This is a genomic window from Bartonella raoultii, assembly GCF_019659805.1.
GTDB classification, from domain to species: Bacteria; Pseudomonadota; Alphaproteobacteria; order Rhizobiales; family Rhizobiaceae; genus Bartonella; species Bartonella raoultii.
Genome location: NZ_JAIFRO010000011.1, coordinates 1 through 19,615 on the forward strand (window position 1 = coordinate 1; position 19,615 = coordinate 19,615).

At 36.3% G+C, this 19,615-nt stretch carries 13 protein-coding genes and 2 tRNA genes; 10 read left to right on the forward strand and 5 right to left on the reverse strand.

Going from position 1 to position 19,615, the window contains the following annotated elements; genetic code table 11:
• Positions 1-48 precede the first annotated feature (48 nt).
• A complete protein-coding gene (locus tag K3248_RS07995; protein WP_220717829.1) occupies positions 49-252 on the forward strand; it encodes a helix-turn-helix transcriptional regulator in 204 nt (67 codons plus the stop codon).
• 99 nt (positions 253-351) lie between these two features.
• Here the strand turns inward: K3248_RS07995 and K3248_RS08000 are convergent.
• Positions 352-427: transfer RNA gene (locus K3248_RS08000), tRNA-Phe, on the reverse strand.
• 408 nt (positions 428-835) lie between these two features.
• Here K3248_RS08000 and K3248_RS08005 point away from each other — a divergent pair.
• The 3 genes from K3248_RS08005 to K3248_RS08015 all read left to right on the forward strand — a co-directional run bounded on the left by K3248_RS08005 (position 836) and on the right by K3248_RS08015 (position 5,347).
• Positions 836-1,999 carry a phosphoserine transaminase gene (locus K3248_RS08005; RefSeq protein WP_220717830.1) on the forward strand — a complete coding sequence of 388 codons (1,164 nt, stop codon included), beginning with the start codon at positions 836-838 and terminating at the stop codon, positions 1,997-1,999.
• 388 nt (positions 2,000-2,387) lie between these two features.
• On the forward strand, positions 2,388-3,677 hold the full coding sequence (locus K3248_RS08010) for an adenylosuccinate synthase (protein ID WP_220717831.1): 1,290 nt from the start codon (positions 2,388-2,390) through the stop codon (positions 3,675-3,677).
• Between the two features lie 245 nt (positions 3,678-3,922).
• A complete protein-coding gene (locus K3248_RS08015) occupies positions 3,923-5,347 on the forward strand; it encodes a hypothetical protein (protein ID WP_220717832.1) in 1,425 nt (474 codons plus the stop codon).
• 139 nt (positions 5,348-5,486) lie between these two features.
• On the opposite strand, the gene rpoH is transcribed toward K3248_RS08015, so the two are convergent.
• The 3 genes from rpoH to K3248_RS08030 form a co-directional block, all read right to left on the reverse strand.
• A complete protein-coding gene (gene rpoH, locus K3248_RS08020; RefSeq protein WP_220717833.1) occupies positions 5,487-6,371 on the reverse strand; it encodes an RNA polymerase sigma factor RpoH in 885 nt (294 codons plus the stop codon).
• Between the two features lie 163 nt (positions 6,372-6,534).
• Complete coding sequence (locus K3248_RS08025; RefSeq protein WP_220717834.1) at positions 6,535-7,539, reverse strand: RluA family pseudouridine synthase; 1,005 nt, start codon at positions 7,537-7,539, stop codon at positions 6,535-6,537.
• Between the two features lie 32 nt (positions 7,540-7,571).
• Positions 7,572-9,002 carry an aldehyde dehydrogenase family protein gene (locus K3248_RS08030; RefSeq protein WP_220717835.1) on the reverse strand — a complete coding sequence of 477 codons (1,431 nt, stop codon included), beginning with the start codon at positions 9,000-9,002 and terminating at the stop codon, positions 7,572-7,574.
• Between the two features lie 411 nt (positions 9,003-9,413).
• On the opposite strand from K3248_RS08030, the gene K3248_RS08035 reads away from it, so the two are divergent.
• Positions 9,414-11,942, forward strand: a complete 2,529-nt coding sequence (locus K3248_RS08035) for a DNA translocase FtsK (RefSeq protein WP_220717836.1) — start codon at positions 9,414-9,416, stop codon at positions 11,940-11,942.
• Positions 11,943-12,952: 1,010 nt separating this feature from the next.
• Positions 12,953-14,275, forward strand: coding sequence for a PAS domain-containing sensor histidine kinase (locus K3248_RS08040; protein WP_220717837.1), 1,323 nt, complete (start codon positions 12,953-12,955; stop codon positions 14,273-14,275).
• Positions 14,276-14,277: 2 nt separating this feature from the next.
• Here the strand turns inward: K3248_RS08040 and mscL are convergent, their stop codons facing one another.
• Positions 14,278-14,694: a large conductance mechanosensitive channel protein MscL gene (gene mscL, locus K3248_RS08045; RefSeq protein WP_220717838.1), complete on the reverse strand. Its 417-nt coding sequence runs from the start codon at positions 14,692-14,694 to the stop codon at positions 14,278-14,280.
• A 505-nt stretch (positions 14,695-15,199) separates the two neighbouring features.
• Between mscL and K3248_RS08050 the strand changes: the two genes are divergently transcribed.
• The 4 genes from K3248_RS08050 to K3248_RS08065 all read left to right on the forward strand — a co-directional run bounded on the left by K3248_RS08050 (position 15,200) and on the right by K3248_RS08065 (position 18,754).
• The gene (locus tag K3248_RS08050; RefSeq protein ID WP_220717839.1) at positions 15,200-16,288 is read left to right on the forward strand and encodes a quinone-dependent dihydroorotate dehydrogenase; all 1,089 of its coding nucleotides are present in this window, start codon (positions 15,200-15,202) and stop codon (positions 16,286-16,288) included.
• 134 nt (positions 16,289-16,422) lie between these two features.
• A tRNA-His gene (locus tag K3248_RS08055) sits at positions 16,423-16,499 on the forward strand.
• Between the two features lie 657 nt (positions 16,500-17,156).
• Complete coding sequence (locus tag K3248_RS08845; protein WP_246588406.1) at positions 17,157-17,783, forward strand: beta-hydroxyacyl-ACP dehydratase; 627 nt, start codon at positions 17,157-17,159, stop codon at positions 17,781-17,783.
• 467 nt (positions 17,784-18,250) lie between these two features.
• Positions 18,251-18,754, forward strand: coding sequence for a DUF6622 family protein (locus K3248_RS08065; protein WP_220717840.1), 504 nt, complete (start codon positions 18,251-18,253; stop codon positions 18,752-18,754).
• Positions 18,755-19,615: the final 861 nt, after the last annotated feature.

Genomic DNA, 19,615 nt, shown 5'->3' on the forward strand with positions numbered 1-19,615 from the left:
GTCCCCACCCACCCATTTACATAACATAAAAAATAGAGAGGTAATAAAATGATATTTGATGATGGCGATAGATATGTAACAACCCGTGAATGTGCAGAGCTTTTTAGTGTATCCACAACAACGATTCGCAATTGGGTTCTTCAAGGTGTCTTTCCAAAGCCATATAAGCTAGGGAGAGCTGTGAGATGGAGAAAAAAAGAGATTCTAGCCTTCACTCCAAAGAAAAATACGGAGCAAATAACAACAAGTTAGGTAAAATTGTATAAACTACAATAGGTGGACTAAAAGGTGGTCTAAAAACAAAGAATTAAAGAAAAAATCTATATATTTCAATGTGCTAAAAGAAAAAGGTGGTGCCCAGACGCGGATTCGAACCACGGACACGCGGATTTTCAGTCCGCTGCTCTACCAACTGAGCTATCTGGGCACGTTCATAAAACAAGTGAAACGTGTGCGGTTATAACATTAAAATTTTCTCTGTCCAGCCATCAAAAGAAAAATAATTGATTTTTTATAAGTTTATTTACATACGCTAGGAAAATTATAATGATTCTTTTCATAAAATAAACTTGATAGGTATATTATAATACGTTAGCATATTGCTATCAGAATGCTGTCTTATCGTAATAAGGACGTGAGGGAATATTTTAAAAGAATTAATATAAGAATCTGATTCAAAAAGATATTTTTCATAAATTTTCCGCGTACTTTAAGTTTACGAAGTGAATAGAAAACATTTTTGATCTTTGTCTTAAAGAGACTACTGGCATAGTTTTTATAATAATTCGTTTTTCTTTAAAGAAAAGAAAGACAAGCTATCTGAAAGGGGAGAATAATGATAATGCTAGACAAACCAAATCGTCGTCCCAATAATACCAATTTTTCTTCAGGACCTTGTAGCAAACGGCCTGGTTGGACTCTTGAAGTTCTAAAAGATGCATTAGTTGGACGGTCGCATCGATCAAGAGAAGCAGAATTAAAACTTGCTGAAATTGTTGACTTAATCCGTGAGATTCTTGAAGTTCCTTCTGATTATCGTATAGGGATTATTCCTGGTTCAGATACTGGTGCTGTTGAGGCATCTCTGTGGTCTTTATTAGGTGAACGCGGTGTCGATATGGCGGCATGGGAAAGTTTTGGTTTGGGGTGGAATACAGATGTTGTTGAGCAATTAAAACTTTCTGATGTACGTCGTTTTGAAGCACCTTACGGTGAATTACCAGATTTAACACAACTTGATTTTGATCGTGATGTTGTTTTTACATGGAATGGAACAACTTCTGGTGTGTGTATTCCTAATGCAGATTTCATTCCAGAAAAGCGAGCAGGATTAACAATTTGTGATGCAACCTCTGCCGCTTTTGGACTATACCTTGATTTTTCAAAATTAGATGTTGTTACTTTTTCATGGCAAAAAGTTTTAGGTGGTGAAGCAGCACATGGCATAGTAATTTTAAGTCCTCGTGCTGTGGAGCGATTGGAGAATCATGTTCCTGCTTGGCCAATGCCCCAGCTTTTTTATATGACAAAAAATGGAAAGCTGAATGAAGATATTTTTAAAGGGAAGATAATCAATACGCCTTCTATGCTTTGTGTGGAAGATTTTCTTGATGGATTAAAGTGGGCAAAGTCTATAGGTGGTGCGCCAGCATTAAGGGCACGTGTTGAAAGAAATTTTGCTGTATTTGATGCTTTTGTTCGCAAAACACCATGGCTAGAGTATCTAGCTAAAGATCCTAAAGTACGTTCTAATACATCTATTTGTTTAGATATCGTGGATTCAGTCGTTACTGCTTTGGATACTGAAAAGCGCGTATCTTTTATAAAAGCAATTGTGAAACGTCTTGATGAAGAAGGTGTTGCTTATGATATTGGTTCTTATCGAGATGCTCCTCCAGGACTTCGTGTTTGGGCAGGTACAACAATTGAATCTTCTGATCTTGAAATTTTAACAGAGTGGCTGGAATGGGCATTTCAAGTTGAAAAAGCTCAGCTTTAGGAAACTATAGGTATTTTTTATTAATGCGACTTGTTCTAGAAAATATGGGAGATCTTTATAAGATCTCCCATATTTTTATGAATAAATCATTTTCAAATTCCGTATAATTTTTAAAAGAGAAGACGATAAATACGAATAATGAGTCGATTTTAACCAAAATAATACCGAAGAGTTTTCAATTTTTCTATTGTTTATAAAAAAAATGATTGATTAAGAATAAAAATATATCCATCCATTGTCTGCTTTCTACTATTGTAAAGATAAAGATTTAATCATTTGAAGATTAAAAAAGCTGAAATGAAGAGTCGCACTTGCTTTAAGGTTTCGTTATAAAGAAGTGTTTGTTTTTAAATGCTGGTTTTATTTACCAAACACGACGGAGAAAATTATGGCCAATGTAGTAGTTGTTGGTACACAATGGGGCGATGAAGGCAAAGGAAAAATTGTAGATTGGTTGTCTGAACGGGCAGATATCGTAGTAAGATATCAGGGTGGACATAATGCAGGTCATACATTGGTTATTGATGGAGTGAGTTATAAATTATCGCTCTTACCGTCTGGTTTAGTGCGTGGAAAGTTATCAATTATTGGTAATGGTGTTGTTGTTGATCCTCATCACTTTGTAGCAGAATTAAAAAAACTACGTGACCAAGGTATAAAAATTACACCGAAGATTTTACGTATCGCTGAAAATGCTCCTTTAATTCTTTCTTTGCATCGTGATCTTGATGCAACCCGAGAAAGTGGTTTATCAGGTTTAAAAATTGGTACGACAAAGCGTGGTATTGGTCCAGCTTATGAAGATAAAGTAGGACGTCGTGCTATCCGGGTTATGGATTTAGCGGAAGCCGATACGCTTATGGCTAAAATCGAACGACTTTTGCGGCATCATAATGCTTTACGTCGTGGAATGGGAGTAGAAGAGATTGATTCTCAAGTGCTTTATGATGAATTAATGCAAGTTGCAGATGAAATTTTGCCTTTTATGGATTGTACATGGCGTCTTTTGGATGAAAGTTCTCGGATGAGAAAGCACGTCCTTTTTGAAGGCGCACAAGGTGCTTTATTAGACAATGATTTTGGGACTTATCCTTATGTAACATCATCTAATACAATTTCTGGGCAAGCATGTACTGGTTCTGGTATGGGGCCTAGTTCTATTCATTATGTTTTAGGTATTGCAAAAGCTTATACAACACGTGTTGGAGAGGGGCCATTTCCGACAGAACAGATAAATGATATTGGTGAATTTCTGGGAATGCGTGGGCATGAATTTGGCGTTGTAACTGGTCGAAAGCGCCGGTGTGGGTGGTTTGATGCTGTTTTAGTACGTCAAATGGTAGCAATTTGTGGTGTTCATGGGATAGCATTGACAAAGCTTGATGTTTTAGACGGTTTGGACGAAATTAAAATTTGTATTGGTTATGAGCTTGATGGCAAAAAAATTGATTATCTCCCTTCTTCTATGGGTGCTCAAGCTCGTGTGAAGCCTATTTATGAAACATTAGAAGGTTGGAAGCAAAAAACAGCACGTGCACTAAGATGGGAAGATTTGCCAACTCAAGCCATTAAATATATACATCATATTGAAAAACTGATCAACGCACAAGTTGCTTTATTGTCTACCAGCCCTGAGCGCGAGGATACTATCCTCGTTACGGATCCCTTTGCGGGCTAGCCATTATTTTTAAAGTTTTGTTGTAAAGGATTTTATTTCATTTCTGTCTTCTAGGTTCGAAAAAAGATTTAAAGATGCATGAGAGAAAGTTGGAAAAGAGCATTGTTTATTTTTCACATTCATTTTAAATTACTACAAGAGTTATAGCAATTTAAATGATAATTAATGCGGAAGGCTAAAATAAAGGTATTTTTAGCCTTAATTTTGGTATTTCTCTTCTGAGTTTGAGAAAGATTATAGAGGATATGATAGATTTCGTTGGAATCTTAAAGAAGACCATTAGTTCACAAAGTAATATTACACTACAAGTGCGTAAGCGGATTTATAAACGAGCTATTGAAACACTTGAACGTCAATTTGTAGAAGCAACAGTACCACATGCGATAGCAGATGAGCAAAGAAAAAGTTTACAAAATGCTATTGCAATTGTTGAAGAAGAATATTTAGCGGATGAAAAGGAGTTACTCTCTTCAATTATTGGGTGGAATTCTAAAAATATATCTAAAAATGATAAACACATACAAAACACTATATTGCCACAAGAGAATGCATTTTCTGTATTAGGAACAGGAGAAAAACAGCAAATAATAGCTGTACGTTCAAAGGATAATGAAATACTTAATAAGTCTTCTATGCCAGATGCAGAACCTGTCAATATGGAAGCTTGTTTGTCCTCGCAGCATGTTCAGAAAAGTATATTAAAAGCTTCATCTCCAGTTTCTCCTTTGCAAGGAGATAACTCACATATTGTATCGCATATTTTTTCTCAAGCTTTGCGTCGTGCTAATAGGTCATCGATACAAAAGCGTATTGTGATAGGTGTTACAATTATTGTTGTATTTATCATTTTAATAATTGGTTTTTTCCTTATTGGAGGGCGTATGTTTGTATCAAATGATCGTCAGTTTTCAGGAGGAAATGTTGCAGTTACTCATGCACAGACAAAGATGCTTTCGGTTCATAAAAAGTTAACGCAGCGCTTATTAGAAGATGGGAGTGAAATTGATGTCGGTTTAGATAAAACGGCAAATTCTTCGAATGAAGAAAAAACTATTTCTTCTGTTATTTCTAGCAATGTCCAAGCAATTGGAGAGTCAGGTGAAGCTATTTTTTATAAGGCACGTACAGATTATGATTCAGAAAAGGTGGCAATGGGGAGTGTCCATTGGAAGCTTATAAAAGAATCGCGAATGAAAGGTGTTCCGGCAGAAGAAGCTATACAAGGTGATATAAAAATTCCAGATGAAGGGGTATCGTTACGGCTTATTTTACGTCGTAATACGGATTTATCTTTTCCTGCTGCATATATTATAGATGTTATTTTTATTCTTTCTGATAAATTTTCCGGTAAAGCTGTGAGCAATATTCAAATGTTAACTTTTAAAGCAAGTGAACAATCCATTGGACAAGCGTTAGCTAGAACGGTTACAGCAAAGATTAGCGATAACTTTTTTCTTGTTGCATTAAGCGGCAGTCATCCATTTCTTGATAGAAATTTACAATTGATGAGGGAATTAGATTGGATGCGTTTAGTCCTAACGGATAAAAATGGACGTATAAACGAATTAACTTTCTCAAAAGGGGCAATCGGTGAAGCTATCTTTAAGAAAGTTATTGGAAAATGGCTCGCGCAACCAGATAAGCAAACAGCTCTTGATCACAAGAAATAAAGTATTAAGATTGCCAACAGATAAGATATAAATAAACAATCTGTGTTCACGGGATTATTATAATAACGCATTAATAAGAGGCAATATATTGCCTCTTATTAATGGAAATTCAATCTATAACTTTATATTTTAAAAGCTTTTACATTTGGTTTTGAGATAAAGCGGAAATTTTGATAAAATTTTGTACTTTTTCAAAGGCGCGCATTTCGATTTGTCTTACGCGTTCTCGACTAATGTTAAATTCGCTTGACAGTTCCTCTAATGTTAGTGGCTTATCACTTAAGCGACGCGCTTTAAAAATACGCTTTTCACGTTCATTTAAATTATCCATAGCGTTTGTGAGCATGGAACGACGATTATCCAATTCATTTTGTTCGATTAAAGTCTGTTCCTGATTATTAGAGTCATCTACTAACCAATCCTGCCATTCGCTATTTTCACCTTCTTTTGTACGAAGCGGGGCATTAAGTGAGGTGTCGCCTCCAAGTCGACGATTCATTGATATAACTTCATCTTCTGTGACATTTAATTGGGTAGCAATTTCCTTAACTTGCTCTCCATTAAGATCACCACTATCAAGCGCTTGAAGCTTATTTTTTAATTTACGAAGATTAAAAAATAAGCGCTTTTGATTAGCAGTTGTTCCTATTTTTACCAAACTCCAAGATCGCAATACATATTCCTGAATTGATGCTTTAATCCACCATATTGCGTAAGTTGCAAGACGAAAACCGCGCTCTGGTTCGAAACGTTTAACAGCTTGCATAAGACCAACATTACCTTCTGAGATAACTTCTCCAATAGGCAACCCGTAACCTCGATATCCCATTGCAATTTTCGCTACAAGACGCAAATGACTGGTCACCAATCGATGTGCAGCTTTTAGGTCATTATGCTCACGATAACGCTGAGCTAACATATACTCTTCTTTTGGATCAAGCATTGGAAAACGACGTACTTCTTCTAAGTAACGATTTAATCCCCCATCGCCTGTTATCACGGATAGTAAATTTATATGGGCCATATAGCACCCTCCTTTTGCATGAATTCCCTTATAAGGCAAATTCTATTTTGAGACATTATAAATATCTTTAACATCTTACGCTATCATAATTTTTAATTTTATTCAAAAAGAGATATTAAAGACAGAGCTCTTTTATTGTGAAATCTTAAGAAGCATAAAAGTTTCAATTCATTTTTTTAAAATGCATAATAAGTTCAGCCATATCTTGAGGAAGTGGTGAAGAAAAAGACATAATTTTACCGGTGATAGGATGTTCAAAGGTGAGATGAGCGGCATGAAGTGCTTGTCGATTCAATTGATCAATTGCATTTTTAATGATGGAACTAAGTCTGTTTGATTTTGTTTTAAAAGCGTTTCCATAAACAGTATCACCTATGAGTGGGTGTCCAATATGAGCCATATGAACACGAATTTGATGCGTACGTCCTGTTTCTAGGCGACATTCCAAAAGGCTAGCAAAAGATGTTGTATTAGTATGCGCTCCATATTTTTCTAGAAGAGAAAAATGCGTAATAGCATGACGTGCATAAGGGGTTTGGTTATGGAGAACAGATTGCTTTATTCGGTTATAGGGAGAACGACCAAGTGATGCGTCGATTGTGCCAGTATTACGATGAGGCATCCCCCAAACTAAGGCATGATAACGTCGATCTAAAGCACTGGTACGTCCATGGTCAGAAAATTGGGCACTAAGATTTTTATGAGAAATATCATTTTTGGCTACAACCATAATTCCAGTTGTATTTTTATCGAGTCGATGAACAATGCCAGGACGTTTGACACCGCCGATCCCAGATAAGCTTTTACCACAGTGATAAATAAGAGCATTAACTAACGTACCAGTCCAATTACCATTTCCAGGATGAACAACCAGACCTGCTGGTTTATTGATAACAATGATATGGTCATCTTCGAAAAGAATATCCAATGCAATGGCTTCACCAAGAGGTTCCGCATCACGAAGGACAGGTATTATGAGTTCAATTTTTTGGTTAGATTTTAATTTTGTTTTTGGTTCTTTTATAGGCTTACCATCAATTTTAAGATAACCCTCACGGATGAGGGCTTGCAAACGCGAACGCGATAGTTCATTGTTATATTGTTGAGCAAGCCACTGATCTAGGCGTTTTCCAAGAGAATCCTCATCCGTTATTTTTTGTATTATCATACAATTCCTATTAAGTTTTTAATAAGATTTTTTTACCAATATGAAATTGCTTTTGTATCAAGAAATTCTTTAATGCCCCAGTGTCCGCCTTCACGGGCACGTCCAGAAAATTTTACGCCTCCAAAGTAACTTCCACTGGGTAATCCATGTTCGTTCACTTCTACCATACCAGACCGTACTTGTGCAGCGATGCGACGACACTTATTGCGATCTTGTGATTGTATATAGTTGGTAAGACCGTACTCGGTATCATTCGCTAAGGCTACAGCTTCATCTTCAGTATTGAAGGGAAGAATCGAGAGGACTGGACCAAAGATTTCTTCTTTAAAAATGCGCATATGCGGTTTTACATTAGAAAACACTGTGGGGCGTACATAATAACCACGTTCTATTCCTATCGGTAAACCCGTCCCACCGGTGACAAGGGTTGCTCCTTCATCAATTCCTGATTGGATAAGGTCTTGGATTTTATCATATTGCTTTTTTGAGACTACAGGACCTATGTGATTTCCTGTTTGGTGGTTTGGACCTACTTTTGTTTTTTCTGCAACATCTTTTGCTATTTTTACAGCTTCATCATAAATGGTGTGTTCCACGATCATACGTGTTGGTGCATTACAGCTTTGTCCACTATTATAAAAGCAGCGTTGTACACCACGTTGAACTGCATCCGCATCCGCATCCGCGAAGATGATGTTGGCACCTTTACCACCAAGTTCCAGACAGACTCGTTTTAAAGTGTTACTAGCATTTTTAGAGATATCTTTTCCTGCTCTAGTTGATCCAGTAAAGCTGATCATCTCTAGATCTGGATGAAGTGAAAGGTAAGAGCCAACATTGGCACCATCACCGTTGACTAAATTAAAAACGCCGGCTGGCAAGGCTGCTTCATCTACAATTTCAGCAAAGAGCATAGCAGAAAGTGGCGCAATTTCAGAGGGTTTTAACACCATGGTACAACCAGCCAAGAGAGCGGGGATAACTTTAAGAGTTACTTGATTCATGGGCCAATTCCATGGAGTAATTAATCCTACAACACCTATAGGGTCATAATGGAGAATGGCTTGCTCATTTCCTTTTATTAAAACCTCTTGGAATGAAAATTCTTTGTAAGCTTTGATAAAGTTACGAATATGAGAACTACCAGCTGCAGTCTGTGCATTGAGTGCCATATCAATGGGTGCTCCCATTTCCATTGAAATAGTTTTTGCCATATCTTTTGAACGTTTTTCATAAATCTGTGCAATTTTTTCAACAAAGCCAAGACGTTCACTTTGTGAGGTTGTTTTCCAATTTTGAAAAGCTTTTTTAGCTGCGTGAATTGCTTTATCTGCATCTTTTTTGCTGCCCATACTAATGACAGCACACGCTTCTTCTGTTGATGGATCAATGACGTGAAAATCATGAGGAGTACTTGGTTCATCCCATAGACCATTGATATAAAATTTGCGTTTGTTTAACATGATTTCCTCCCTATTTTGATATTTTAAAACTCCATTCCATTTAAGCCTTTTTGAGCAAGGATAACAAGAATAATATTTTTACTCAGAAAAGAACAGAAAAGGAATGAGATGGCTTTTATGATAATGAGTATAAAAGTAAGAAAGAATACTGCTTATCATGAATTGTTTGTATGGGTGTAGGAGGGAAAAAGAATAATTGGGAATAAAAAAATTAAAATATCGTGGCATGATATCATGAATCTTGTCATCTACATTTGTAAATGTAGAGTGAGTATCCTGAAGAAAAATGATGATATTTTTTTCATTAAAAATGGTGGTTAGCAAAAGGTTATTAACCTTCCTATTATAGAGTTCTTTTGCATTCTTTTTGAAGAAGCAACTATTCTCATTGCTATAAGTCTGTTGGGTATCATGAACAATTCGAAAACAAAATCCATTTCTACGTCTTTTTTGTCTGATGAGAGTACACAAAGTTCATCAGAAAAAAAATTATCTTCTCAGAGCTCTAAAATATTTCCTTATCCAGAAGTATGGAAAAAGGCATTTACCCTTGGACAAAATGTACGATTTACGCGAACACCAGAAGTAGAAATTTTGCGCCGCCGCATAGAAACAGATCCAGTTTTTGCAAAACAGTTCAAAGTTTTTACGCAAAAAGAGAGCAAAAAAAATACAAGCATGGTACATTGCAATACAAAAGCGACAAATTTCCCATTGCCTCAAAAGATAGTTAATTCACGCGCGATAGAGAAAAAAACATCAATTTGTCATTCAACAATTTTAGAACAATTATCACCGCAAACTGTTTGCGAGTCAGTTGAAACGGATGTACTGAAGCATAAATTACAAAATGTGATGCAAAAAATGGCATCTATTTTTTATCTTTCTGATGATGCATTTTTTGAATGTGATCCCTCTTTTTTAGAACAGATCGATACTAAAACTTCAAAAGAAGATAAAACAGCTGCTGTTGTTATGAATGATGAGATTGTATTGAATAATGTGCCTACCTTTGATGAGTCCATTACTGCTCTTTATCGTGTTCTTGAGTACCGTTTTCCACAATTTTATAATTCGATTACAGCAGAAACACCAGTACAAGACATCCAAAAAACTGAGAAGCTTTCTCATTTAATCTATACAAAGAATAATGCAGTCAAAGAAGAACAAAAGCATCATTGTAAACTTGTTTCTGAGAATTTTTCACATCCAGTAAGCGATGGAAAAGCGACTATTACGGGTAAAAATACCAATGATATTGCCGATTCTTATGGAACAGAAGATGTAGTGAAAAAGGCAGCAGATATATCTATGATCAAATCAAAAGGCAAAATATCGAGATCTTTAAATACACCATTAAGTAGCGATGTTTCTGCTGCTATGCTAAATGCCCAATCTCTTGACCTTGACAGTTATGAATTTCCTCCGATTGATTTATTACAGAAACCTGTTTTTCATGAAGGTACAGTGATTTCACAAGAAATATTAGAGCGTGGTGCTGGACTTTTAGAAAGTGTTTTGGAAGATTTTGGAATTAAAGGTGAAATTATCCATGTTCATCCAGGACCGGTGGTAACAATGTACGAATTTGAGCCAGCAGCTGGAGTAAAATCATCGCGTGTTATTAACCTTTCTGATGATATTGCGCGTTCGATGTCTGCTATTTCTACACGCGTTGCTGTGATTCCTGGACGCAATGTTATTGGCATTGAGCTACCAAATGCAGTTCGTGATACAGTTTATTTGCGGGAATTAATTCAATCTAGTTCTTTTCGGGAGAGTCAATTTCAATTAGCACTTGCCTTAGGGAAAGGGATTAATGGTGAGCCTATCATTGCAGAATTAGCAAAAATGCCTCATTTATTGGTTGCTGGAACAACGGGATCAGGTAAATCCGTTGCAATTAATACAATGATTTTGTCGATTCTTTATCGTATGACACCAAAGCAATGTCGCTTGATTATGGTTGATCCTAAAATGTTAGAGCTTTCTATTTATGATGGTATACCGCATCTTTTAACACCTGTTGTAACGGATCCAAAGAAAGCTGTAACAGCTTTAAAATGGGCAGTTCGTGAAATGGAAGAACGTTATCGTAAAATGGCTAAGTTGGGTGTACGTAATATTGATGGTTTTAATGCACGAATTGCACTTGCAGTACAAAAAGGTGAAAAGATTATGTGTACTGTACAGTCGGGCTTTGATAAAGAAAGTGGGGAAATGCTATATCATGAGGAAGCAATGGATTTAAAAGAGCTTCCCTATATTGTCGTAATTGTTGATGAAATGGCTGATCTCATGATGGTGGCTGGTAAAGAAATAGAAAATGCCATTCAACGTTTAGCGCAAATGGCACGTGCAGCTGGTATTCATCTTATTATGGCAACGCAACGTCCCTCAGTTGATGTCATTACAGGAACGATAAAAGCGAATTTTCCCACACGTATTTCTTTTCAGGTAACATCAAAAATTGACAGTCGCACAATCTTAGGAGAACAAGGCGCTGAAACACTTTTAGGACAAGGAGATATGCTTCATATGGCTGGTGGTGGGCGCATTGTGCGTGTTCATGGGCCTTTTGTTTCCGATAAAGAAGTTGAATCTGTTGTTGCTCATCTTAAAAAACAAGGAAAGCCTGATTATTTGACAACAGTAACAGATAGTGATGGCGACAATAAGGAAGGTGAGTCTACGGATTTAGTTACAGATGTTTCTGAGACAGAAAATCTTAGCGAAGATGCTGAGGAACTTTATATGAAGGCTGTACAAATTGTGATGCGTGATAAAAAATGCTCGACATCTTATATACAGCGTCGGCTTTCAATAGGTTATAATAAAGCAGCTTCTCTCGTTGAACGCATGGAAGAAAAAGGTATTGTAGGAGCAGCTAACCATGTTGGAAAACGTGAGATTTTGCTTGATAAGTACAATAATGAGTAAGCCAATTATAAAAATATGTGATGGACATTATTTAAAGAATGAATCCTATGTTCTTCTGTATGTATTTTGAGCTATGAGATATTAAAAAAATTGAATGGAGAGTATGCGATAAGAAAAGAACTATTTTGTATTAAGATTTCTGATAAAGTACATAGGATAGATACACAAAGAAGGATGAAAGATGTTTTTACTATTTTAAACTTATTTAGAATATACAGAATGAGACAAAATCTTATACGAGTATAAATGCTCTTTCTTTTCAGATAATAAAATAGTTTTTAGTGAAATAGTATTGCGATATATTTAAGTCCTTTTTTATAGTGGTATAATGAAAAGGCAGTTTCTTTTGATTGTTTAGCGTGTCATTAAATATTAGAAAGAGAGCAGTATGCAAATTCTGTTCTATTAGGTGGTTTAAGGTGCAGAAAGGGAATTTCTGTTTGTTAATATTAGTTTAGGCAAGGCATTTTGATTAAAAACTTTATTGGAATAAAAGGTAGCTCCCATTTTTTGTTAATAAGACAGTCAAAATTCTGCTACAGATAATTGATAGCGAGATGCCGGTCAAAATTTTTTATTCTATAGTTTGGTGCAGCACATAGGTATGTTTCATGCGTATTGTTGAAAGCAGATGCGTTAGAGTTAAGCACAGATGAATGAAAAGAGAAGTAAAAAATTTCTTCTTTTTAAAAGTTTTTATTATGGTGCTTTGCTTGGAAAATAGGTGACAAGGGACTATTTTAAATGTCTTAAAAAATATCTGAAATTGTTAGGCTCATATTTTTCTCTATTTTAAGATTACATTTTCATGGGTTTGTGCATCAATTTAATGATGTTTAATATTGAGTTCTTAGCAATTTTACCGAATCGACTACACTGTGGAATAAACAGACTGTTCAGAGGTTTGTGAAAGTTGCTTTAAATAGCTTAATGTTGAATTTTCTGTTTTAAGGATTTTGGCTGCCAAATATTAAGCGGTTTAATGAGTTCCATGGTTTTGGTATTTAAAAATGCACGAAAAAGTACAAAAGAAAAGAGATAAAAAGCTAGATATAAAAATTCCAAGCCTTTCGGACATGGAGCGTTCAGCTTTTCGTGAGATTGCAGAACGATTACGTGGTGAATTGGATTCTTCAATGGAAGAAGAGTATTTGACTAAAGAAGAAGCGATTCGCTTACCCTGTGCACATCCATTACCTCAAAAGACGAGAGAACAAGCTCTCATAAAAGAGCCAGCAGCAGTTTTATCATTGTTGGATACAGAAACGGATGGCATTTTATGGTTAAATGAGCAGGGTATTATTCAATCAGCGAGTAAAGCTGCTTTATCATTAATTGGCTATGAAATAAATGAGTTACAAGCAAAGCCATTGTCATCACTCTTCACTTTGCAAAGTCAATTATTAGTTACAAAATATTTTAAGTTGATTTGTATGGGAGAAAAAAATCAGATTTTAAGTCGCAGTGAGACAGTTGATTTAGTGACAAAAAATCATGACAATATAAAGGTTTCTATCAGAATTATACCTTTGGTACAACAAGATAATTATGCTGTCATGTTACATGATATGACAAGAACGATTTTATCACTGAATAAAGAAGAGCGCAAAACAGTTGAAGTGGTTCATGAGATGCGAACACCTTTAAATGCTCTGATTGGTTTTGCAGAAATTATGAGAGATGGTCGTTTTGGTTCAATAGATAATAAGCGTTATCGTGGATATTTATGCGATATTATTTCATCTGGAAAACATATATTATCACTGGTTAACCAATTATTAGAGAGCTCGAAAGCAAATTATTCTAGCACAAGTAATAATCAGTCTAGACCATTTCATCTTGCTGAGAAATTTGATGTAATTTCTTGTTTACGCACTGCTATGGCTTTGCTTGAAATACAAGCAAATGATAATGGAATCATTATGCGCGTTATTGCACCAGCGCATGTGCCATTTATTTATATATCACAACAGATATTTCGACAGATTATATGGAATCTTCTTTCCAATGCTATTCGTTTTACTCCATCGGGAGGACAAATTATTGTCTATGTTTCTTATAGAAAAAAAGAGCGTGTGAAGATTTCCGTGAGTGATAATGGTATAGGGATGAGCGAAGAAGAAATTGTACAAGCATTGCAACCTTATGGCCAAGTAAAACGCAAAGATGGGCGTACTGGCGATAGCACTTTTATTGGAACCGGTTTAGGACTCCCTATGTGTAAAGCAATGGTAGAAGAAAATGGTGGTGAATTTTTATTATTTTCAAAACCCAATCATGGAACAACTGTGGAAATGTTTTTTCCTGTGTTCCATGAGATAAAGCATGGATAAAATTAGTTTTTTTTCGCTAGAAGATCTCTAATTTCAGACAAAAGTTGTTCTTGTGGAGGTATCTGTTTAGGGCTTTTTTCCTCTTCTTCTTGTTTACGGCGAACTCTATTCATTCCTTTAACAAAAAAGAAGAGAACCCAAGCAATAATGATAAAATTAATAAGTAAAGTTATAAAATGGCCGTAACTGATAGTGGCACCGGCTGCTTTAGCCGCGCTTAATGTGGCTTGCTTTTCACCAGCAAGTTGAATAAACATGTTAGAAAAGTCAATTCCACCTGTGATAAGTCCAATAATCGGCATAAAAATATCATCAACAATTGAATTAACTAATCCACCAAAAGCGCCCCCTATAATTACACCGATCGCAAGATCAATCATATTGCCTTTAAGGGCAAATTCTTTGAATTCTTTAAGCATTGCATTTTCCCCTTTAATATAAGCGATATACGATCATTTTAATTACCGCTTTTAATGAAAAAAGAAAGAGCAGTTTATATTTTTTTGTAGCGTTACAAATATAAAATCTCTTTCAAAGTCTGGTGATCTTTTAAAAACTTCACGAATCATTCAGTTTAAAAGAAATATAGGTTTTATTGGGTTTCGTACAAAAAGCGCATAAAATTGAGAATGATGAAAAAGTTGTTGCGTTAAAACTGTATTTTTTATCAGATAATTTTTGTTTTTATGTACAAAATCCTTCACTTTTTAAAAGTCACAAAACAGAGAGAGAAATATTTTGAAAAGCAAAAGGATCTTTTCTCTGCCTAATATACATAAACATGAAGAATGATAATATTACGCGCTTATCTTATAGGGAGTAAACGTTATTATTAAGCTAACATATTATCTTTATTTATAATTTTTTATGTTAAAAGATTTATGTGAGGTGTAATGGATTATTTTTAGTTGTGGAGAAGGGTTTATGAGTTTTTTTCGTTGTCTTGGTCGTTCTGCATTATTTATGTTGGATCCAGAGCACGCACACCGTTTAGCGATTGTTGGGTTAAAAAGTGGATTAAACAGTTGTCAAACGATTATTGATAAACGCTTATGTGTAACTGTGGCGGGTCTTGAATTTGCAAATTTTGTTGGGCTTGCTGCTGGTTTTGATAAAAATGCAGAAGTTGTTGATGCTATTTTTCGTTTAGGGTTTGGTTTCACTGAAATTGGTACTGTTACACCAAAGCCTCAGGTTGGAAACCATAAACCAAGACTTTTTCGTTTAAAAGAAGATGAAGCAATTATTAATAGAATGGGGTTTAATAATGAAGGGCATCAAAGTGTCTACAACAGATTGGGTAAGTGTAAACCAACTGGTATTATAGGAATCAATATTGGTGCCAATAAAAATACAGTCGATAAGATTAAAGATTATGCGGTTGGCATTGCTTATTTTTATGATGTTGCTGATTATTTTACAATTAATATTTCTTCTCCTAATACACCAGGTTTGCGTGATTTACAGGCCCGTGATAGTTTACACCTTCTTATAAAAACTGTTTCGCAGGCTCGTAGTGAGCAAAAGAAAAAGCATGGAATTTGCGTTCCACTTTTTTTAAAAATTTCTCCAGATTTATCAGAACAAGAATTGAATGATATCGCTGAAGAAATAAAACTGTCTGATTTTGACGGTTTGATTGTTTCCAATACAACTCTTTCGCGGCAAGGGCTTATTAACAAAACATCCAGTAGTGAGACGGGAGGGCTTTCTGGGCGTCCACTTTTTGAGCGTTCTACTATTATACTGGCAAAAATGCGTCAAAAATTAGGGAAGGATATCGCAATTATCGGTGTTGGTGGCGTAAAGGATGCACAAACTGCTTTGGAAAAAATTAAAGCTGGTGCAGATTTGATTCAACTATATAGTGGGATGGTTTATGAGGGGCCAAATCTTGCAGTGGTTATTCTAAAAGAGATATTACAATTGATGCAGAAAGATGGAGTTGATAATATAAAAACTTACCGTGATCAACGTGTTGAATATTGGGCAAAGCGTACGATATCGTTGTAAAAAGTACTTTTTCTGAATAAAAAGTATGAGATTTTTTTAAAGGGGCTTGCAAACTCTTTTGATCTTCCTTATGTCACAGAAAAAGGAAATAAATGTTTACAAAAGAATAAATATTTATGATAGGTTTGCTTTATGCGGTTGTAGCTCAGTTGGTTAGAGCGCTGGTTTGTGGCACCAGAGGTCGTAGGTTCAAATCCCACCAACCGTACCAAGAGCAACGTCATTTCTGCACCAATCGGTGGTTTTTGTGTCATTGGCTCTGCGCATGTGGGAGCCTGCAAGTATGCTATCATGCGACTTTCTAGTGTCCTCCATGAGATTGAAGCCAAGAATCTTAGTGGCGGTAACGCATTATTGCAAAGACAAACCCTAGCCAAGGTTTGGTTATCCGATTATGCAACGAGATGTCTGGGGTGATTTCTTTTTTCACGCTTTCAGGCGCCTATGCGCCCCTTCAGTTCGCTTGCGCGATCTATTTCGGACAATACAGAACTGCAACCTAATGTCGATTTTCTAATTGCAAGCATCATGGGCAAACATCGAGCTGCTCCTGAGCTGGGATGTTAGCTTTTTTTGTTTGTCGTATGCCGATACTTCCCGCGCACTATCAAGTGCGGTTTAGCTTTCATTCTTTCGGTTTATCATCAAAGGATTTAAGAGAAAAATATAAAAAGGGCCTCCAATCATGGCTATAAAGCATCGCACCGAGCCAAATTTCTTGGATATATGTCAGAGTATCACCTTAACCGTACCGATGCGTGCTTGCGGGCAAATCGATATTTCTCACTGGGATTTAGCCCATAACTATTTGAAACGGGGCTTGTTACTCGAAGTCTTGCATTAGTTTTCAGTTTGATTCGCCACCGTGGTGGCTAAAAACTCGAATCTTGCTTATCGCTATCTCCCTGTTATGGTTGAACAGTTTTTCTCTACCACCCATTTTGATAGTGATCGGTTATGTGTTGAAGGACATATTGAACGCATTAATGAGGCCTACCGTATTTACTGTAAGGCCAGACCATACGACAATGGTAGGGCCGTTATTGTGCAGGCAATCATCATTGTCAGTAAGGTCCGCTTCCCGGGCTCGTGTTCTGAGAAAGCCGCTCTTCCATTACTAGGCGATTTATGTAAGATTTCTTCTGTAACCGGAGATTTTTGTACTTTTTCTTTTAATGCGTACCGCCTGCTTTTAAAGGAATATTTTCCCTCCCGCGCCGTATGTCCTGGTTCATTATTGCCTAGTTCACTATTGATTGAGATGGTTCTGGCTTTGGCCACGCAGGGTAGAGCGAAAAATATCGCATCTGTTATGCTGCAAAAAGTAAAGTTCATTAAAGCAGTTTATCTGGGAGATACCTATCAGTTGACCATTAAACAGGGTACAGAGTATGAACCAGGCGGCATTTTTTATATTCATGAAACTAAAAAACGAAGCATTTGCGGTAAGTTTTCTATCAAATATAAAAAGGAGGATGCACCATGTTTAACATAATAATCTTTTTTATTCCGTGGAGTATTTACTCTTGGGTTATCAATGGAAACGTTTTAACTCTGGTTGAACGCTCTCTCATCTTAACTGTGATTTTATTGTCCTGTTTATTAATTATTTCGCTGGATGGTCTACATTTTTACTGAACTACCCTACAGTTTTTTGCTATCTGTCACTTGCTCTGGTTTCATTGATTAGTTTGCTAGTAAAGAAACCCTTTACCATTTTTTATGCCAATGTTGGTGTTTATGAAAAAACGCAAACATATCCTATTTTATCTCATCAACTAAGTATATTACATGGATTTGGGTAATCATCTTTTTTGCCAATGGTCTTCTAGTGGCTTTTTTTGTATGGCCTCCAGCTTTGCTTGGGCACTATGGGGTTAATTTGCGTTGGTATTCTTTTTTCTCTATATCTTCCTGAAATCATGCAATATTTTTATTGCGTCAAACACTATGGAGCATAATATGTCATTGTTTAATATTCTGACCGGAACCCCTTTATGGGCTTGGATTTTGCTTATTTTTCTCATTACGAGGGGAATCAGCGCATTGAAAGATAGGGAAATGAAGGTTAACCGCCTTTTTCTATTGCCGTTAATCTTTCTTTTTTTGGGCGCAAGCGATGTGATTAATAAGCTGGCGTTCCAGGGCTGGGGAGCAATCTCAATGTTGGCGGGGCTAATGATCGGCATTGGTGTTGGCTGGTTGCTTTGGCGTACCACACCGCGCTTAAAAATCAAAGAGGGAACGGATTTAATTATTCGACCTGGTACGCCGTTGACGCTGATATTTATTCTTATCGCTTTTTTCATAAAATTCACATTGATTGTTTTTCTCAAGGTTGAACCTGATTTGAAATATGCATTTGATTTTAACCTTCTTTTTGGTCTTTTAAGTGGGTTCACTGATGGTGTGTTGTGGGGCGGCACATTAAATTTATATAGAACATTTCGAAAGAATCCAAATTAATCCCTATACCATTAGCTGTAGGCGCTTCTCATCAGAACTATCTCAATAGAAGCTTATTCCTAACAACAATGCTGCATACAAACGCAGCATTGCCTGATAGTTTCAGATTTTTTTGTCCCAGAGCGTGAATAGGTGACGGAAATGATATATTTAACTATGCCCCCTTAGGGGCAGAGCGCGTCTAAGGGTTTAGAATGCTATGAGGTTAAGCGAGCTGGACTTTGGCAGATGGTTGATCGCTAATGGTAAATCATTTGTGTTTTACGATTCAAAAAGAGGATAGCGGTGGTCTCATTGGCGTAGGTAGGCAAGAAAACTCTTAGCTTAGCAATGCGTAAACAGTTTGTAGAACTTATGTTGTGGAACTTATATGCAAAGCGGTTGCTATGATGGCATGGTGCTTTTGTCAGGCATTATGATATGGTAGGAACCGGTGTTTAAGGGTGCAACTGTGATTACTGTACAACCCAGTAGCATTACGTCAGAGTATTTAGGAGCGGCAGATTCTGTACAGGCTATGTGTAAAATATGTGAAGCATGCTTGCGGGAATCAGTGTGTCATTATTGCGTTGTGTACGCAATCCTCTAGCGAGTACTTCATTGGTAAGGCTGTTTTTTGAAGCTGGTTGTAATTATCTGTGTGTTTTTAAAGAAAACGTTAGCACCGATGTATCGTGCGCAGTACCAATTTTTCACTATGTTTGATGTAATAAGCAGTTTATAATGATTGTAGGAACTCTTTTGCCTTGATAAGAGTTGTGCCATTTTAAAAATTTAAGTTATTTTTAGGTGTCATTCATGCATAGGATAGTGCCATAAGAGGGAGCTTAATATTTTTTTGAATTGGTATATTATGCCTGT

Coding starts and splice junctions, on each gene's coding strand:
- K3248_RS07995 (WP_220717829.1), top strand. CDS start 49: ATGATATTTGATGATGGCGATAGATATGTAACAACCCGTGAATGTGCA.
- K3248_RS08005 (WP_220717830.1), top strand. CDS start 836: ATGATAATGCTAGACAAACCAAATCGTCGTCCCAATAATACCAATTTT.
- K3248_RS08010 (WP_220717831.1), top strand. CDS start 2,388: ATGGCCAATGTAGTAGTTGTTGGTACACAATGGGGCGATGAAGGCAAA.
- K3248_RS08015 (WP_220717832.1), top strand. CDS start 3,923: ATGATAGATTTCGTTGGAATCTTAAAGAAGACCATTAGTTCACAAAGT.
- rpoH (WP_220717833.1), bottom strand. CDS start 6,371: ATGGCCCATATAAATTTACTATCCGTGATAACAGGCGATGGGGGATTA.
- K3248_RS08025 (WP_220717834.1), bottom strand. CDS start 7,539: ATGATAATACAAAAAATAACGGATGAGGATTCTCTTGGAAAACGCCTA.
- K3248_RS08030 (WP_220717835.1), bottom strand. CDS start 9,002: ATGTTAAACAAACGCAAATTTTATATCAATGGTCTATGGGATGAACCA.
- K3248_RS08035 (WP_220717836.1), top strand. CDS start 9,414: ATGAACAATTCGAAAACAAAATCCATTTCTACGTCTTTTTTGTCTGAT.
- K3248_RS08040 (WP_220717837.1), top strand. CDS start 12,953: ATGCACGAAAAAGTACAAAAGAAAAGAGATAAAAAGCTAGATATAAAA.
- mscL (WP_220717838.1), bottom strand. CDS start 14,694: ATGCTTAAAGAATTCAAAGAATTTGCCCTTAAAGGCAATATGATTGAT.
- K3248_RS08050 (WP_220717839.1), top strand. CDS start 15,200: ATGAGTTTTTTTCGTTGTCTTGGTCGTTCTGCATTATTTATGTTGGAT.
- K3248_RS08065 (WP_220717840.1), top strand. CDS start 18,251: ATGTCATTGTTTAATATTCTGACCGGAACCCCTTTATGGGCTTGGATT.